General features: G+C 45.3%; 9 protein-coding genes. 2 read left to right on the top strand and 7 right to left on the bottom strand.

Annotated features, from left to right (window positions below; all coding sequences use genetic code 11):
* A partial coding sequence (locus tag RH46_RS21610) for an Ig-like domain-containing protein (protein ID WP_006878853.1) occupies positions 1–7,140 on the top strand: 7,140 nt, incomplete at its 5' end.
* Between the two features lie 185 nt (positions 7,141–7,325).
* Here the strand turns inward: RH46_RS21610 and RH46_RS07745 are convergent.
* Both RH46_RS07745 and RH46_RS07750 read right to left on the bottom strand, forming a co-directional pair.
* Positions 7,326–8,519, bottom strand: coding sequence for a class I SAM-dependent methyltransferase (locus RH46_RS07745; RefSeq protein WP_006878854.1), 1,194 nt, complete (start codon positions 8,517–8,519; stop codon positions 7,326–7,328).
* Between the two features lie 96 nt (positions 8,520–8,615).
* On the bottom strand, positions 8,616–10,019 hold the full coding sequence (locus RH46_RS07750) for a methyl-accepting chemotaxis protein (protein ID WP_006878855.1): 1,404 nt from the start codon (positions 10,017–10,019) through the stop codon (positions 8,616–8,618).
* Positions 10,020–10,389: 370 nt separating this feature from the next.
* Between RH46_RS07750 and yccX the strand changes: the two genes are divergently transcribed.
* Positions 10,390–10,665: an acylphosphatase gene (gene yccX / locus RH46_RS07755; protein WP_006878856.1), complete on the top strand. Its 276-nt coding sequence runs from the start codon at positions 10,390–10,392 to the stop codon at positions 10,663–10,665.
* Positions 10,666–10,697: 32 nt separating this feature from the next.
* On the opposite strand, the gene RH46_RS07760 is transcribed toward yccX, so the two are convergent.
* The 5 genes from RH46_RS07760 to RH46_RS07780 all read right to left on the bottom strand — a co-directional run bounded on the left by RH46_RS07760 (position 10,698) and on the right by RH46_RS07780 (position 15,081).
* A complete protein-coding gene (locus tag RH46_RS07760; RefSeq protein ID WP_006878857.1) occupies positions 10,698–11,027 on the bottom strand; it encodes a TusE/DsrC/DsvC family sulfur relay protein in 330 nt (109 codons plus the stop codon).
* 129 nt (positions 11,028–11,156) lie between these two features.
* Entirely contained in the window at positions 11,157–11,819 is a 663-nt protein-coding gene (locus RH46_RS07765; RefSeq protein WP_006878858.1) for a Bax inhibitor-1/YccA family protein, read from the bottom strand.
* A 190-nt stretch (positions 11,820–12,009) separates the two neighbouring features.
* On the bottom strand, positions 12,010–12,759 hold the full coding sequence (locus RH46_RS07770; RefSeq protein WP_006878859.1) for an amino acid ABC transporter ATP-binding protein: 750 nt from the start codon (positions 12,757–12,759) through the stop codon (positions 12,010–12,012).
* A 20-nt stretch (positions 12,760–12,779) separates the two neighbouring features.
* Entirely contained in the window at positions 12,780–13,877 is a 1,098-nt protein-coding gene (locus RH46_RS07775) for an amino acid ABC transporter permease (RefSeq protein WP_006878860.1), read from the bottom strand.
* Position 13,878: 1 nt separating this feature from the next.
* Positions 13,879–15,081, bottom strand: coding sequence for an amino acid ABC transporter permease (locus RH46_RS07780; RefSeq protein ID WP_006878861.1), 1,203 nt, complete (start codon positions 15,079–15,081; stop codon positions 13,879–13,881).
* Between the last annotated feature and the right edge of the window lie 43 nt (positions 15,082–15,124).

The following is a 15,124-nucleotide window of genomic DNA, read 5'->3' on the forward strand; positions in this document are numbered from 1 at the left end:
CAAACGATCGACGATGATCAAAATCCGGTTTACGAGGGGGATGAGACATTCACCTTAACGGGTGCGACGGAAGCTCAGGCTGAAGCGAATGACTCGAAGAGTGGAACTGCGATGATTCAAGATACCGAAGACAACCCACCTAAAGCTGAAGACTTCACAGCAGCGGTCGACTCTACAGGTAAGACTCAGGTTATCTTCGAAACAGCAGATACGCCTATCAATACAGATCCATCTGACACTTCAACAGACCATATATCTGATGCTGAAGATGATGCAGCAGGCGTTGATCCGAAAGTCGTTATCGTTGAACTGCCAGACCATGGCCAGTTGTTCTACAAAGAGGGCGATGAGTTCTTCCCTGTAGAGGAAGAGCACTTACTTGGTGGCTCAAACGAGAAACACTTTGATGCTAACTCTATTCACTACGAACCAGATGCAGACTCTGAAGGCTTTATTCTAGGGGTTAAAGATGCAGAGCTTTCTGAAGCAGGAGCATCAAACGAAGAGTTCCTAAACTGGGGTGATGCGACGTCAGATTCAAACAAGCGAGTTGTTGAACTAGGAAATGGTCATGAAGTGACAATTACGTCCAATGGCGAGCTCTACCAGCACATGGGTGACCCTAATGCGAGTCACGTAGGCTACGGTATCGGTGTTAACAACGATAAAGGCATCGATGAAAATGATTCAATCTCGGTTGATTTCGGTTCACGTCCAGCAACTAGCGTTACCATCGGCCTAGACGGTGTAGGTGGTTGGTTCTACGATGAGCTGAATACAAATGATGAAACTTCAGTCAAGATTGTCATTCACTATGAAGGTGGTCCTGCAGAAGGCGTTGAATACACTTTCCAGAAGACAACAGCTAACGATACAAACTTGTTCCACGAGATCACTATCCCTACAAGTGGTGACATTGATGGTGGCACACTAACGGCTACTGGTGCTGAACTTCCTGCCGGAGCACTAATTACGGGTGTTGAGCTCGGTACTATCGGCAATGGTAACTGGGAGCTTCGTTATCTAGAGACTGAGGCAACGGATAGCTTTGATTACCGTGCTGTCGATAGCGACGGTAACATGAGTGAAACCAAGGTTGTTACAATCGATGAAGACAACGGTGATCTGCAAGCAAACAATGACCCTCAAGGTTTTGAAGTTAAACTGGGCGAGTTCAGTGATGACAATGATTCGCCATGGTCAGCTGAAGGTGCAGAGCTGAGTGCCAGCTTTGATGGACAAGATAAAGGCTTTGCACATGATGGCATTAAGATTGGTGTAGCAGGCAAAGTTGGTGGATTAGGCGCTCAGATTGAGTACGATCGTGAAGAGCAGCAGTCTGAAAAGTTTGAGATTAGCCTAGATAGCCCTGCAACGCAGTTTACCTTCTCGGTATCTAACCTGTTTAAGGACGAAGGTAATGACGGTGACTTTACTGATAACCATGAGCAGGGTCGCTGGGTTGCGTACCTAAACGGCGTAGCTGTTGCTGGTGATACGTTTGTCGCAGAACAGGGAAGCAATAAAGGTACTTACGACATTACTCCACTTGGCCCAGATGGTACTCCAATTGCGTTTGATACGGTTGTATTTGAAGCAACAGAGTACTCTAACCGACCAACACATGATAACGATGCGTCAGATTACTTCCTGACAGGCTTCAAAGCGTCAAGTGAAGGCGCATACGCTGTAAACAAGGGTGGTATTCTAGAAATACCTGCATCTCAGCTTGCTGGTATTAACGGGTCAGAGCTTCTGAACAACGATGTTGATTCAGATGGCGATAGTCTACGTATTACGTACGTATATGGTGAGACTGAAGGTAATGCGTACATCAAAGATGGTGTGGTGTACTTCGATCTAACCGGCGATGACTTTGTTGGCGAAACAACGTTCAAATACCAGATTACTGATGACAATGGTGAAGTCGCAAGTGCAACAGTCAATGTTATCGTTAACCCTCTGCCGACCACTTCTAATGTTGCGTCTGTCGACTTACTAGCAGACTCAGTCGTTGAAGGTGACGAGCTTGGATACAAAGTAACTCTGGATTCTAGTGCTCTTGTTGAAACTAAGTTAGATGTCACGTTCGGCAAAGATACAGATGATGCGAAAGATTCTGGCAATGAGAAGGATCTAGACCTAAGCAAGGTTCGCTTTACAAACGGTGTTACCTATGACGAGCAAAGTGGCAAGTTGGTTATTCCTGTAGGCGTTAAAGATTTTGCAGTTCTTATCCCAACCCTTGTTGATGGTGTTCATGAGCTTGATGAAAGCTACAGCTTAAATGTTGGTGGAGTCTCTGATACCGGTATTATTGAAAATATTGATTCAACGGCTCTAACTGTTGAAAGTGTTGCAGATGTAGCTGAAGGATCCAAAGCGGTGTTCTCGGTAAATCTGTCGAATCCTTCTTCAGAAAATATCGACGTTTCGTTGGCAATTTCACTTGATGGAGATGTGACCTCCGCGGAAGACGCTGACTTTAAAGATATTGGTGAGTTGTTTACGGCCTATTATTTAGAACCTCAGCAATCTGGTGAGCCAAAGCGTGTTGAACTTCAAGTAGAAATTAAGGGTGGTAAACCTACTGTTACTATTCCTAACGGTGAGACTGAGATCTTCGTTGAAGTTGCCACAAAAGACGATCCTGTATTCGAAGGCGGAGAGGATTTTGAGCTGGTTGTTACTGATGAGTCTAAGTATGTATCGAATGGTACCGATTCAGCCGAAGCGACAATTCTTGATGATGGTTCGGACCCAGATGGCCCTCAAGGTCCGCAAGTTGGCAATGATGACCGTCCTGTAGTAGAGCGTATCTCAGACATTGAAATTGAAGAAGGTCAATCTGGAACGTTTGTTGTTGAGCTTTCAAATAGCAGTGAACTTAAAACCACAATCGAAATGTCTCTAAATGATGGCTCTGCAGTGAGTGTCGACGGTCAACCAACCGAGGGTGACTTTAATGCATCTAGTGTTGTTGTTACCTTTGGCGAGGGTGCGAATAAGCAGAGTCAAACAGTTGAGGTTGTGAATGGCAAGTTTGTTGTCAGCGTTCCTGAGGGGCATGAGTCGTTCACTGTTCAAGTAGCGACTAACCAAGATGCACATTCAGACAACAATGAAAAGTTCTCTATTTCAGGCAACGCGACTCATCAGCAAGATGCAGTGACAGGTGTCGCTACCATCGTTGATAATGAAGCGCCAATGGTCGACCTTAATGGTGCTCTATACGACATTGAGTATGTGAGTGAAGGCGCTGGTTACAGCAATGTCTTTGGTTACTATATCTATGACGAGGAGAGTGATACTCAGCAACTTCATGTACTGATTTCTAACAACAACGACCCAAGTTTAGAACCGGGCACGTTGTTAGATTCCCCGTTATCTTCAATCGATAACCTGGAGTTCTTCCTAATTCCGAATGGCTTTAGCAAGATCGCTGGTGCTGATCTCAATAAGTTGGAACTGAATAATCAGGGTCAGCTAGTTGTAGATGGTGAAGTTAAATCTCGAATCCCTGTTTACAAGTCGACTGATGAAGATCATCAGATTTCTACTACAGTAGATGCTGATGGCAATTTGGTTTTGAGCTTTGATGACCAAAAAGGCCAAGGCAACGATGACAATGACTTTAACGACATTGTTATTAAGGTCAGTAAAGTTGATACAGATGGTATCGACTTCGACTCTTCGTACGTTGAGGGCGGAGAAGCCGCGATTGCAGATATAGACGCCGATGTCTTTGACGACAAGGACGTTATCCAGTCTATGAATGTTACGCTAACCAATGCCAAAGACGGAGATAACTTAACTTGGGCTGAGAATAGTGGCTTCAATGTCGAAAAAACAGTTACTGGCACTACAATCGCACTTGTAATCACTCATCCATCAGGTAGTGTTTCTGCCGATGAGTTCGAAGCGTTTTTGAAGTCTATTCGATTTGTAAATAGTAGCGATACGCCTGATGAAGAAACGCGCTTAGTTGACGTAATTGTATCAGACGGGGTCAATCAGTCTGAAACGGCTACAGCATCAATCTCTGTGACTGGCGCTGATGAGTTATCGTTCAACAATGTGGCTGGGCTAGAAGATCGCTTCATTGACCTAAACATTGGCGTGGCAGACGCAGTAACATCTGTAAATACGATAGAACTATCTGGTATTCCACAGGGTGCAACTGTAGTTGTTGATGGTGTTGAATCTACAGTCGATAACAGTGGCACTATTGTCGTTGGTATTGATGATATTGATTCAGTTAAAGTGAAAGCACCAGAGCATAGTGACGTTAACTTTGAGATTACGGTGACTGCTAAAGATGGTGACAATATCGTTGAAACTGGCAGCATTTATGTTGATGTTCACCCTGATGCAGACAAACCTAATTTGATTATTGGTGGCTTTGAAAAAGTTGCAGCAATAGACTTTGAAGATGTCATACTTACTAACGATGATCACCCAAGCTGGGATAGTAGTATTGCCATAAATGGGGTCGCAGGTGCAGGTACGATTGGTGAGTGGAAAACCTCCAACGCTGGTCAACATGTTGAAGTAGGGACAGAAGGAACATACTTATCGGGCTCATCTACTAACCAAGTAATGGAAATTGAAGGCGAAGTGGGCGACAAAGTCCTTTATACCGACATGGAGCTTGTTGCTGGTCGTTTCTATAACTTTGAATTCGATATTGCCGCGAGAAATGATGTTAATCCTTCGGATTCAGATATGGAGGTATCGCTGTTTAAGCTTGATGAGTCAGGTAACCCAATTGAGAGCAGTAAGGTAACACTTTATGACTTCATCGCTGAGCGAGTTGGTGATGGTTGGCAAAAAGGAACGTTCACATTACCAGTTGAAGACTCAGGTAAATACCGCTTGGTACTAGAAGCAGATGAGGCTGACTCGACTGGAGCGATAATTGACAATATTCAATTTACTGCGGTTGATAACTATGGCTACGAAGATTCATTTATCAAGCTGAGCGAGATTAGTGCTTCGTTGGTGGATGCGACAGACGGTTCTGAGACTCTAACAGTAGAATTGGAAGGCCTTCCTGTTGGTTCAGTATTAGTTGATGGTAAGCACACATATACAGTAACTGAGGCTGGTCGAATTGACGTAACTGGTTGGGATCTAGCAGAGCTTCAGGTCAAGGTATTAGACCCTGACACATTTGACATTAAGGTCATCGCAACGTCGACAGAGGCGGATACTAACAAAGATGATGATGTTCACGTAGAGCATGGTGATCTTGGAGGTAAGCTGACCAACGCGTCAGAAGCAACAATTAATGTTACAGTTCTTGAACGACCTCAAGGGCCAGTTGACACTAATGAGCGTCCAATCGCTAATGACTTCACTATTTCTTCGGACACTAATGTCGCAAATGTTAACTTTGCGCCACATGCAACTGATAGAGAAGATGATGCAAGTACTACCGACGATAAGAACACTTCAGTTCGAATTGAAGAGTTGCCAGAGCACGGTAGCCTCTACGAGCTTGATGAACACGGTAAGCCTGGTGATGCACTGAAGGTTGGTGATATTGTTTCAGACAGCGCGAAAATTATTTATGTTGCAAACGAAGCCGGATCAATTGAGCACAGTGCTGACTTTACTACATCGGGCTTTGCCACGGAAAATGGTCTAAACGAGAGAAACGATAACCATAAGAAACACCCTGGTGTCGAAGAGTTAAGTTTAGAAGGCGTTGTCATTTCTGGTGGTAAGTTTGATGGCTCAGAGTTCACCGATGGGAACGCAACCATCAAGTATGATCACAATTCTAATCAGCTAGGTGTATTCGTTCACACAAGCCATGATAGTGGTAGCGGTCAGGAGACCCAGATTGGAGAGTACATTTCGTTTGCGTCAGATACGGGTAATATCTCGTCTGCAGATATCCACTTATCTAGCGTGCAAGGTTTGTTAGGTAATGGACACGGCAACAATCAGGAACCTACGGCGGACTTAGTTGCATACTTGTTTGATAACGGGCAACTGGTCGGTGGCCCAATTGAGCTGACACTGCAAAATGTTAACCATAGTGCTCACACGGCAAGTGTTAGTGTTAGCTCGGATTCAACGACCTTTGATGAAATTAGATTAGCGGTTGTTAACCCGACTAACCCAGGTCAAGGTGCTGGTTTTAACGTTTCTGGAATTGAGTTTGACGTTAATGGTGAAGTCAGTATTCAAGATGAGTTTAAGTACTCTGCCATTGACTCGAAACCACAAGATAGCCTATCTCAGGGTACGGTAACGATTAATGCTACATCAGTTGTTGGTTCAATCTCTAGCGGCATCGATCACGTAGTAGTGACGGGTAACAATATGCTTTGGAATCAGTCTGCTGCCCACACTTGGGAAACTGAGTCTAATACCAACCTAGGCTACGATGTGCTTGACGGAGCAACTATCGATGTAGGAGTTGGAGGTGATAGCGTCAGTATGGGGGCTGGTGCGGATACTATTTACATGGGTGATAGTATTGTTCCTGGTATGGACGTTAATATCGATTATGACAACCAGAATGAAGCGGTCGAAAGGTTTATTAATGCGGATATTAACGGAAGCACAACGACCACTGCAGATGATATGACCTACGGAAATGAAGATTACCATCATAAGTTGGAAGGTTATTCCGATGCAGGTGTAGATATCGTCCAAAGTGGTGGTGGAAATGACACTGTGTATGGTGAGGAAGGCGTAGACCTTATCTTCGGCGGTACAGGTCATGACATTCTGGACGGTGGCACTGGTAATGACGCGGTACGTGGTGGCTCTGGTAATGACACCATCATCGGTGGTCAGGGCAACGATATTCTTGTCGGAGATGACGGTGCAGATATCTTCACATGGCTAGACGGTGACCTTGATGGTTCAACTGACGTTATCAAGGACTTCGATAAAGCTGAAGGTGATAAGATTGACTTGTCAGAGTTGTTTGAGGGCGACGATCGTACAGTCGATGAGATCATTGGAAGTAATGATATTGTTGTAGCTAACTCAGATAGCGATGCACATGCAGAAATTGTCGTTAGTAAAGGTGGTAACAGTGTAACCATTGAGTTAGAAGGTTGGAGTACAACTCAACTGACTGCAGAACTATCTAACATCCTGATAATCAAAGATGACTAAAACAGAAAGGGCCGCAAGGCCCTTTTTTAATGCTCGTTACTTAGGCTGTGTATCATTCAGCACCAGTAAAAGAAAGGGTTGACACCAAGTGCCAACCCTCAAAATTTTCTCGCTTCTCGCTTCTCGCTTCTCGCTTCTCGCTTCTCGCTTCTCGCTTCTCGCTTCTCGCTTCTCGCTTCTCGCTTCTACAACACCTTACAAGCAAAGCCTTTCAGGTAGAAACCTTCAGGGTAAGCACTGTCAGTAGGGTGGTCAGCCGCCTGTTCAAAGCGTTCAACGAACTTGACCTGACGACCAGAATCTACAGCGGCATCAGCGATCACTTTCTGGAATAGCTCGCCGCTCATTAAGCCTGAGCAAGAGTAGGTCAGTAGCGTCCCGCCTGGCTTGAGGATTTGCATCGCCAGCATGTTGATGTCTTTATAGCCGTTGGCGCCCGAAGTGAGGTTGTTCTTACTAGAAACAAACTTAGGCGGGTCCATGATGACGACGTCAAACTTGGTACCCTGATCACGATACTCGCGTAGCAGCTTAAATACGTCTGCGTTAAGGAACACGGCGCGCTTCTTAGAGATATCAAACTCGTTAAGTTCTGCATTGTATTTCGCGGTATCAAGAGCTGGCTGAGAGACATCAGCATTGATCACGCGCTTTGCACCACCTTTAAGGGCGTAAAGGCCAAAACCGCCAGTGTAAGAGAAACAGTTGAGTACTTCTTTATCTTTGACGTATTTCATCGATTGTTGACGACTGTCGCGTTGATCGAGGTAGAAGCCAGTTTTGTGGCCTTCGATAATATCCACGCTGATCTTTACACCGTTCTCTTCAATCACAACCGAACGTGGTGGTTCTTCACCGTGTAGTACGCCTGTAGTCTGCTCTAGACCTTCTTTCTTACGTACCGCAACATCAGAGCGTTCGTAGATGTTACAGTCAGGGAACACCTTCAGAAGGGCGTCAACGAGCGTTTGTTTGTGGAATTCTGCGCCAGCACTAAGTAACTGACATACCAGATAGTTCTGAAACTTATCGATTGTGATGCCAGGCAAACCATCGGATTCAGCAGCGATCAAACGGTAGCCTGTCAGGCCGTCACGCTCGATGATGTCTTCACGCAGTAGCTGTGCATCCTGAATGCGTTTAACAAAGAAATCCAGATTGATATCCTGTTTCTCAAAGCTCCATACACGCGCACGGATCTGAGAATTAGGTGAGTAGGCCGCTTTCGCCAGCCACTTTCCATCGTGAGTGAATACATCAACCGTTTCACCTAATTTCGGTTCGCCCTCAACTCGATGGATACCACGAGAGAACACCCAAGGGTGCTTACGGCGAAGAGACTTATCACGGCCTTTGACCAGATAGATAGCTGGAGTCATTGGTTTACTCAATTGTTTGTTTTTCAAGGTGGGGTATTTTCAAGGAACTGGTAGGGAAAAGCAAATAAAAGAGCCGCTTAAAAGCGGCTCTTAAGGTTAGGCTTTAAGGCCCGTCAGCAGTGATTCCATCTGGTCACTCTGACTTCTTAACTGGGCGATGTTGCTGTTAGTAGTGTTAATCATGTTGTGGACGTTGTCAGCCTGTACGCGAATCTCTTCCACGCTAGCGGCAATGTTGTCGGCAACCACGCCTTGCTCTTCAGCGGCCGTTGCTATCTGAACGCTACTGTCTGAGATAGATTGGTTCTTCTCAGCCAGTGAGCCAATCTCTACATCGACCTCTGACATCAATTGCTGTCCTTCAGACGCGTTAACGACGGTTGTCTCCATTAATTGAGTCAGTGACTGGCTGTTACGTTGCAGAGCTTCAATCATGCTCTGAATCTCAACCGTCGCTTGCTGGGTGCGACCAGCTAAGGCACGAACTTCATCGGCTACCACCGCAAAGCCACGGCCTTGTTCACCAGCACGAGCAGCTTCGATAGCGGCGTTGAGTGCGAGTAGGTTAGTCTGCTCAGAAATACCGTTGATGGTGGTGACCACTTCATCGATTTGTGCTGCGTTAGCGTCAAGTTCGGCAACCGCTTCAGATGCTGACTGAATCTCTTTCGATAGCTGCGAGATAGAGTTCAGAGTATGACCAACTTTCGCTTGTCCTTGAGTTGCAACGCTACGTGCATCTTCAGTCTGAGTGCTCGAATCGTGTGCTAATGTCGCCACTTCGCGAATCGTAGATGCCATCTGCTCAGTCGCACTTGCCAGTGAGTTCAGGTGCTCTTGCTGAGTACCAGAGACCTCAGCGCTTTGCTGATTAGACAAATTGAGGTCAGAGCTGATCTGTTGCATCAGAGCGACTGACTCCTGAATAGAAATCACCATGTTCTGCTCACGTTCAGCCACTTTATCGATAGTGATGGCGATTTCACTGAACTCATCACGGACTTTGAAGAAGTTCATGCGGCTGGTCAGGTCGCCACTTGCGAGGGTATTTAGGGCTTTGTTCATCGTGAACATCGCGCCACCAATGAAGGTCATGATGTAGTACACACCAAGTGCAATTAGTGACAGTGTAACTAAAATAATGGCAATTTCAGTGGTCGACATAGCTGACCAAAGGTTTTGCTGGTGAGATGCGACCAGGCTGAAAGCACCGTTATTCACTGAAACTGAGCCTAGACCACCGCCGATAGAGATGGTGTCTGAACTCGCCACAATGCTCGCTACTTGTGCTTGCGACAAGTTGCCCGCTTCGATCAAGTTACGCATCAAATGCAGCTCATCCTGATAAAGATGACCAAGCATGGTGTTGGCTGCACTGTTGAGCACTAGCGTTAAAATGACGACAGCGAGTAGGGGCAGTGCAAACAGTAAGTAGAATTTTTCCTGAATCTTGAGGTGAATAAGATATTTATCAATCCAGCGAAACGGTATTTCTTTCATTGCGAAAATCCTAATATTGAGAACATGCAAACATTGCTACATTTTATAGTGAAATATACACATATAACGTACGGCGGCATAGATAACTGTGACAAATATGCGCCCTTTCAACAGCGGTGGTTAACTTTGCATCAGCAACTGCTGTTAAACTAAACAGCAGCGGTCAGTTAGTGTTGTGAGTATAGCTTGGGGTGAGAAAATACTCGTTACAGTCGAATTTAAAATGGCTGCAATAATGATAGCTAAGTCCGCGACAGAACAATGGAAGCGGTCTAGCATGGAAATATATTGAATGAGCAACAATAGTCGGATTCAGCTGTTATGAACCACTAGTGTTGTCAGTCACAGGCAACGAATAAAAGGGCTAGAAATGATGCAGGATTGTAGTGAAAAATTTATAGTTTCCGGTGTAGTACAAGGAGTGGGGTTTCGTTATCACACTTCATATCAAGGACAGAAACTTGGCTTAGTCGGATATGCAAAGAATCTGGCCAACGGTGATGTTGAAGTCGTTGTGTGTGGTTCAGAGGCAGCAATTGAGTTGATGGCAGACTGGTTGGCACAGGGGCCTAAAACATCGGTCGTTGATAACGTGGTGCGTGAAACTATTGCCTACAAACCCTATAAAGGCTTTCAGATCCTATAGCCAAAGCAACAGGATCTGAATAACGGGTCGTGTTACAAACACTTGGCTGGTTTTGGTAAACCTGCAAGCTTTGTCGCTTGTTTTGCCGGACCCTGTTTGAATAGTTTGAACAGGTACTTGCTGTTGCCTTTCTCCGGGCCGTGAGCTTTCTCCATTGCTTTCACTAACATGCGAACGGCTGGAGAGGTGTTGAACTCTTCGTAGAACTCACGCACAAAATGAACCACTTCCAGATGCGCTTCAGTTAACTCAATGCCTTCTTCCTCGGCCAGAATAGCGATCATACCTTCCTCCCACTGAGTATGGTCTAGTAGGTAGCCTTGAGCGTCAGTTTCGATTTGTTTGCCGTTATATTCAAACATCTTAACGATCCTAAATAGTTTGATATTCAATAGGGTAGCGCAGCATACCGCGATTGGACAATATGGCAAGAAAGAAAAAGCCCGAAAGATAATCTTTCGGGCTTTTTGGTGTTTGATTAAACGTTAATCTTAATCGTCGTTCATGATGCCAAGGATGCTTAGCAGGCTGATGAAGATGTTGTAGATTGAAACGTAAAGCGTAATCGTCGCTGAAATGTAGTTTGTCTCACCGCCACGGATGATGCCTTGAGTCGTCATCAGGATCGCCATAGTAGAGAACACGATGAACAGGCTGCTTAGTGCCAGGTGTAGAATCGTTGACTGGATAAAGAAGCTCGCAATCATACCTACAACCAGTACTACAAATAGCGATAGCATCAGGCCACCCATCATAGACAGGTCACGCTTAGTTGTTAGTGCGTAAGCAGAAGCCGCCATAAACGACAGAGCTGTACCGCCAAGTGCAGTCAGGATGACATCACCCATACCAGCGCCAATGTAAGCGTTAAGAATTGGACCAAGTGTGTAACCCAGGAAACCAGTGAATAGGAAGGTAAACACTAGACCCATGCTGTTGTTGCGGTTCTTTTCAGTTAGGAAAAGTAGACCGTAGAAGCCAACAAGCATAATAATGATGCCCGGACGAGGAAGGTTCATCGCCATTGAAACACCAGCGACCACTGCTGACCATAGCAGTGTCATAGAGAGTAGAGCGTAAGTATTACGCAATACTTTGTTTGTTTGCAGTGCACTTTCTTGAGATGAAGTGCGGGTAAACATAGGACTGTTCATAATCTTCCTCGTAAGGTTTTATGTTTATATCTACATTTATGAGGTTGAATGGTAAAAAGATCAAGCCCCAATTCACTTAGTAGTAGACAAAATAATAATAGAAATAAAAACTTATGTATTTTGAAAGATGTAACACAATATAACAACTAAAAAGGGGCGACCGAAGTCACCCCTTTGGCAGTACATCTGATTAGTGGTGCAATATTTGCGCAAGGAAGTTCTGAGTACGGTCTGACTGAGGATTTTCAAAGAATTCAACCGGGTTGTTCTCTTCGATAATCTCACCGGCATCCATAAAGATAACGCGGTCTGCCACCTCTTTAGCAAAGCCCATTTCGTGCGTTACACACAACATGGTCATACCTTCTTCTGCCAGTTCAACCATTACGTCAAGTACCTCACGTACCATCTCTGGGTCAAGTGCTGACGTTGGTTCATCAAACAGCATAACTTGCGGGCTCATACAAAGAGAGCGAGCGATAGCTACACGCTGCTGCTGACCACCAGATAACTGACCAGGGTATTTATCAGCCTGATCTGGAATCTTAACGCGCTCAAGGTATTTCATTGCAATCGCTTCAGCTTCTTCTTTAGGCATTTTCTTAACCCAAATTGGTGCCAGCGTACAGTTCTCAAGCACTGTAAGGTGAGGGAAGAGGTTAAAGTGCTGGAAACACATACCCACTTCACGGCGAACCGCTTCGATATTTTTCAGATCTTCAGTTAGCTCAGTACCTGAAACGAAAATATGACCTTTCTGGTGCTCTTCCAAACGGTTGATGCAACGAATCATGGTCGATTTACCTGAGCCAGAAGGGCCACAGATTACGATTTTTTCGCCTTTCTTAACGTTCAGGTTGATGTTCTTTAGTACGTGGAATTCACCGTACCACTTGTTCATATCCTTTAGTTGGATCATGTAATCTTGTTGTTGCGTCATAATACGTCCTTGAGCTCTAATTATCGTTTGTGACCGGTATGAAGTTTGTTTTCTAGCCAGATCGAATATCTCGACATGCCGAAACAAAATACCCAGAACACTAACGCGACAAATACATAACTTTCTGTTGCAAAGCCTAACCACTCAGGGTCAGTGTTTGCAGCTTGTCCGATACCCAGTACGTCAAACATACCGATGATTAGTACCAGACTGGTATCTTTGAACAGACCAATAAAGGTGTTCACAATTGACGGAATAGTAATCTTCAACGCTTGCGGAAGAATAATCAATCCCATTTTTTTCCAGTAACTTAGACCAAGCGCATCAGCCGCTTCGTATTGTCCTTTAGGAATCGCCTGAAGGCCACCACGAACCACTTCTGCCATGTAAGCGGCACTAAACATAACCACACCGATAAGAGCACGGATAAGTTTATCTGTTTCTGACCCTTCAGAAAGGAACAGTGGCAGCATAACCGATGCCATAAACAGAACAGTGATAAGTGGAACGCCACGCCAAACTTCAATGTAGACAGTACAGATACTGCGGATGATTGGCATCTCTGAACGGCGTCCTAGTGCCAAAGCTACACCAATTGGCAGTGATACAACGATACCGACAAGCGCGATAATCAGTGTAACAAGCAGGCCGCCCCATTTGTGCGTTTCAACGACTTCCAGACCGAATACACCACCGTACAGCAGAGCTGCAATGAAAAATGGGTAAACGTTAACGAAGAATAGCCAGATCCACAGACGCTTAGGCGTTTTCTCGTAAGCAAGCAATACAGTAAAGATCGCCAGCGTTACATAAAACAATTGTGGACGCCAAAGTTCCGCTTCAGGGTAGAAGCCATACATGAACTGATCCCAGCGCACGGCGATAAATACCCAACAAGCACCTTCACGGCTACATGCGTCACGAGTTGTGCCAACCCAGTCAGCGTTTAGGAATGCCCAGTTAACCACTTCCCAAAGCAACATTGCTGACAGGACAGTGAGAATCACGGTAACAACCGAGTTCACCGGACCGTTAAATAGGTTCTTTCTGAGCCAACCAACCAGACCAACAGTATTTGCTGGAGGTGGAAGGTCAGGCTGAAATTGATGTACTTTCATTCTATCTCTCCACCAAAGCAACTTTCTTGTTGTACAGGTTCATCAGAGCTGATGTCAGCAGGCTGAGTGTTAGGTAAACCGCCATTGTCATCGCAATGATTTCAATCGCCTGACCAGTCTGGTTTAGCGTTGTACCCGCAAATACCGATACCAGATCCGGGTAACCAATCGCCATCGCAAGCGATGAGTTTTTGGTTAAGTTCAAGTATTGGCTGGTTAGCGGTGGAATGATGATACGCAGAGCCTGAGGGATAACGACAAGCTTCAAGGTACGCGAGCGAGGTAAACCTAGCGACATCGCCGCTTCTGTTTGACCGTGGCTAACCGCATTGATACCAGAACGAACGATCTCTGCGATGAACGATGCAGTGTACACACTCAACGCAAGCAGTAATGCTGCGAGTTCTGGGATGATGCTAATACCGCCCTTAAAGTTGAAACCCTTCAGTTCAGGGTAATCAGCAGAGATAGGAGCGCCAGCAAGGAAGTAAACAACCACAGGCAGAGCGATACACAGACCAAGTGCGATACGGCCCATCGGTGTTTGCTGACCAGTGAGTTTTTGTTTGTTTTTTGCCCACACGCCAATCAGAATCGTTGCAACAATACCGATGACAAAGCTCGCGATAACAATCGAAGATCCTTGTTCAAAAACAGGTGCAGGGAAGTAGAGACCACGTACGTTAAGGAAAATGGCTTCACCCAGACTTAAACTTTGGCGTGCAGATGGCAGTGCTTGCAATACAGCGAAGTACCAGAAGAAAATCTGAAGAAGTAGAGGGATGTTACGGAAAGTCTCGATATAAACAGCAGCGAAACGGCTAACTAGCCAGTTAGACGATAGACGCGCAACACCCATGACAAAGCCAATAACCGTCGCCAGAATAATACCAAAGAAGGATACTAGCGCCGTGTTAAGCAGGCCTACCATGAACGTTCGGCCGTAAGAGAAGGTTTCATCGTACTCAATCAGCGTTAAGCCAATCCCAAAGCCGGCTTCTTGAGTAAGAAAGTCAAAACCCGTGGCGATACCACGTGCTTCTAAGTTGGTTAGTGCATTATTGACAATTGTGTAAAAGAAAAAGACGAGTGCTGAGATCGCAATAATCTGGAAAACAACAGCTCTAAAGGTGGGATTGTAAAAAAGGTTAGCGTTTGAATTCGGTCCGTTATCCGATTTCGCCGCAACATTAGTAGGTTTCATACAGCTATAACCTCAAATCCATTTTTTATAAAAAGGGCGGCCA

The sequence above is a fragment of the Vibrio brasiliensis LMG 20546 genome (genome assembly GCF_000189255.1).
In the GTDB taxonomy this organism is placed as follows: Bacteria; Pseudomonadota; Gammaproteobacteria; order Enterobacterales; family Vibrionaceae; genus Vibrio; species Vibrio brasiliensis.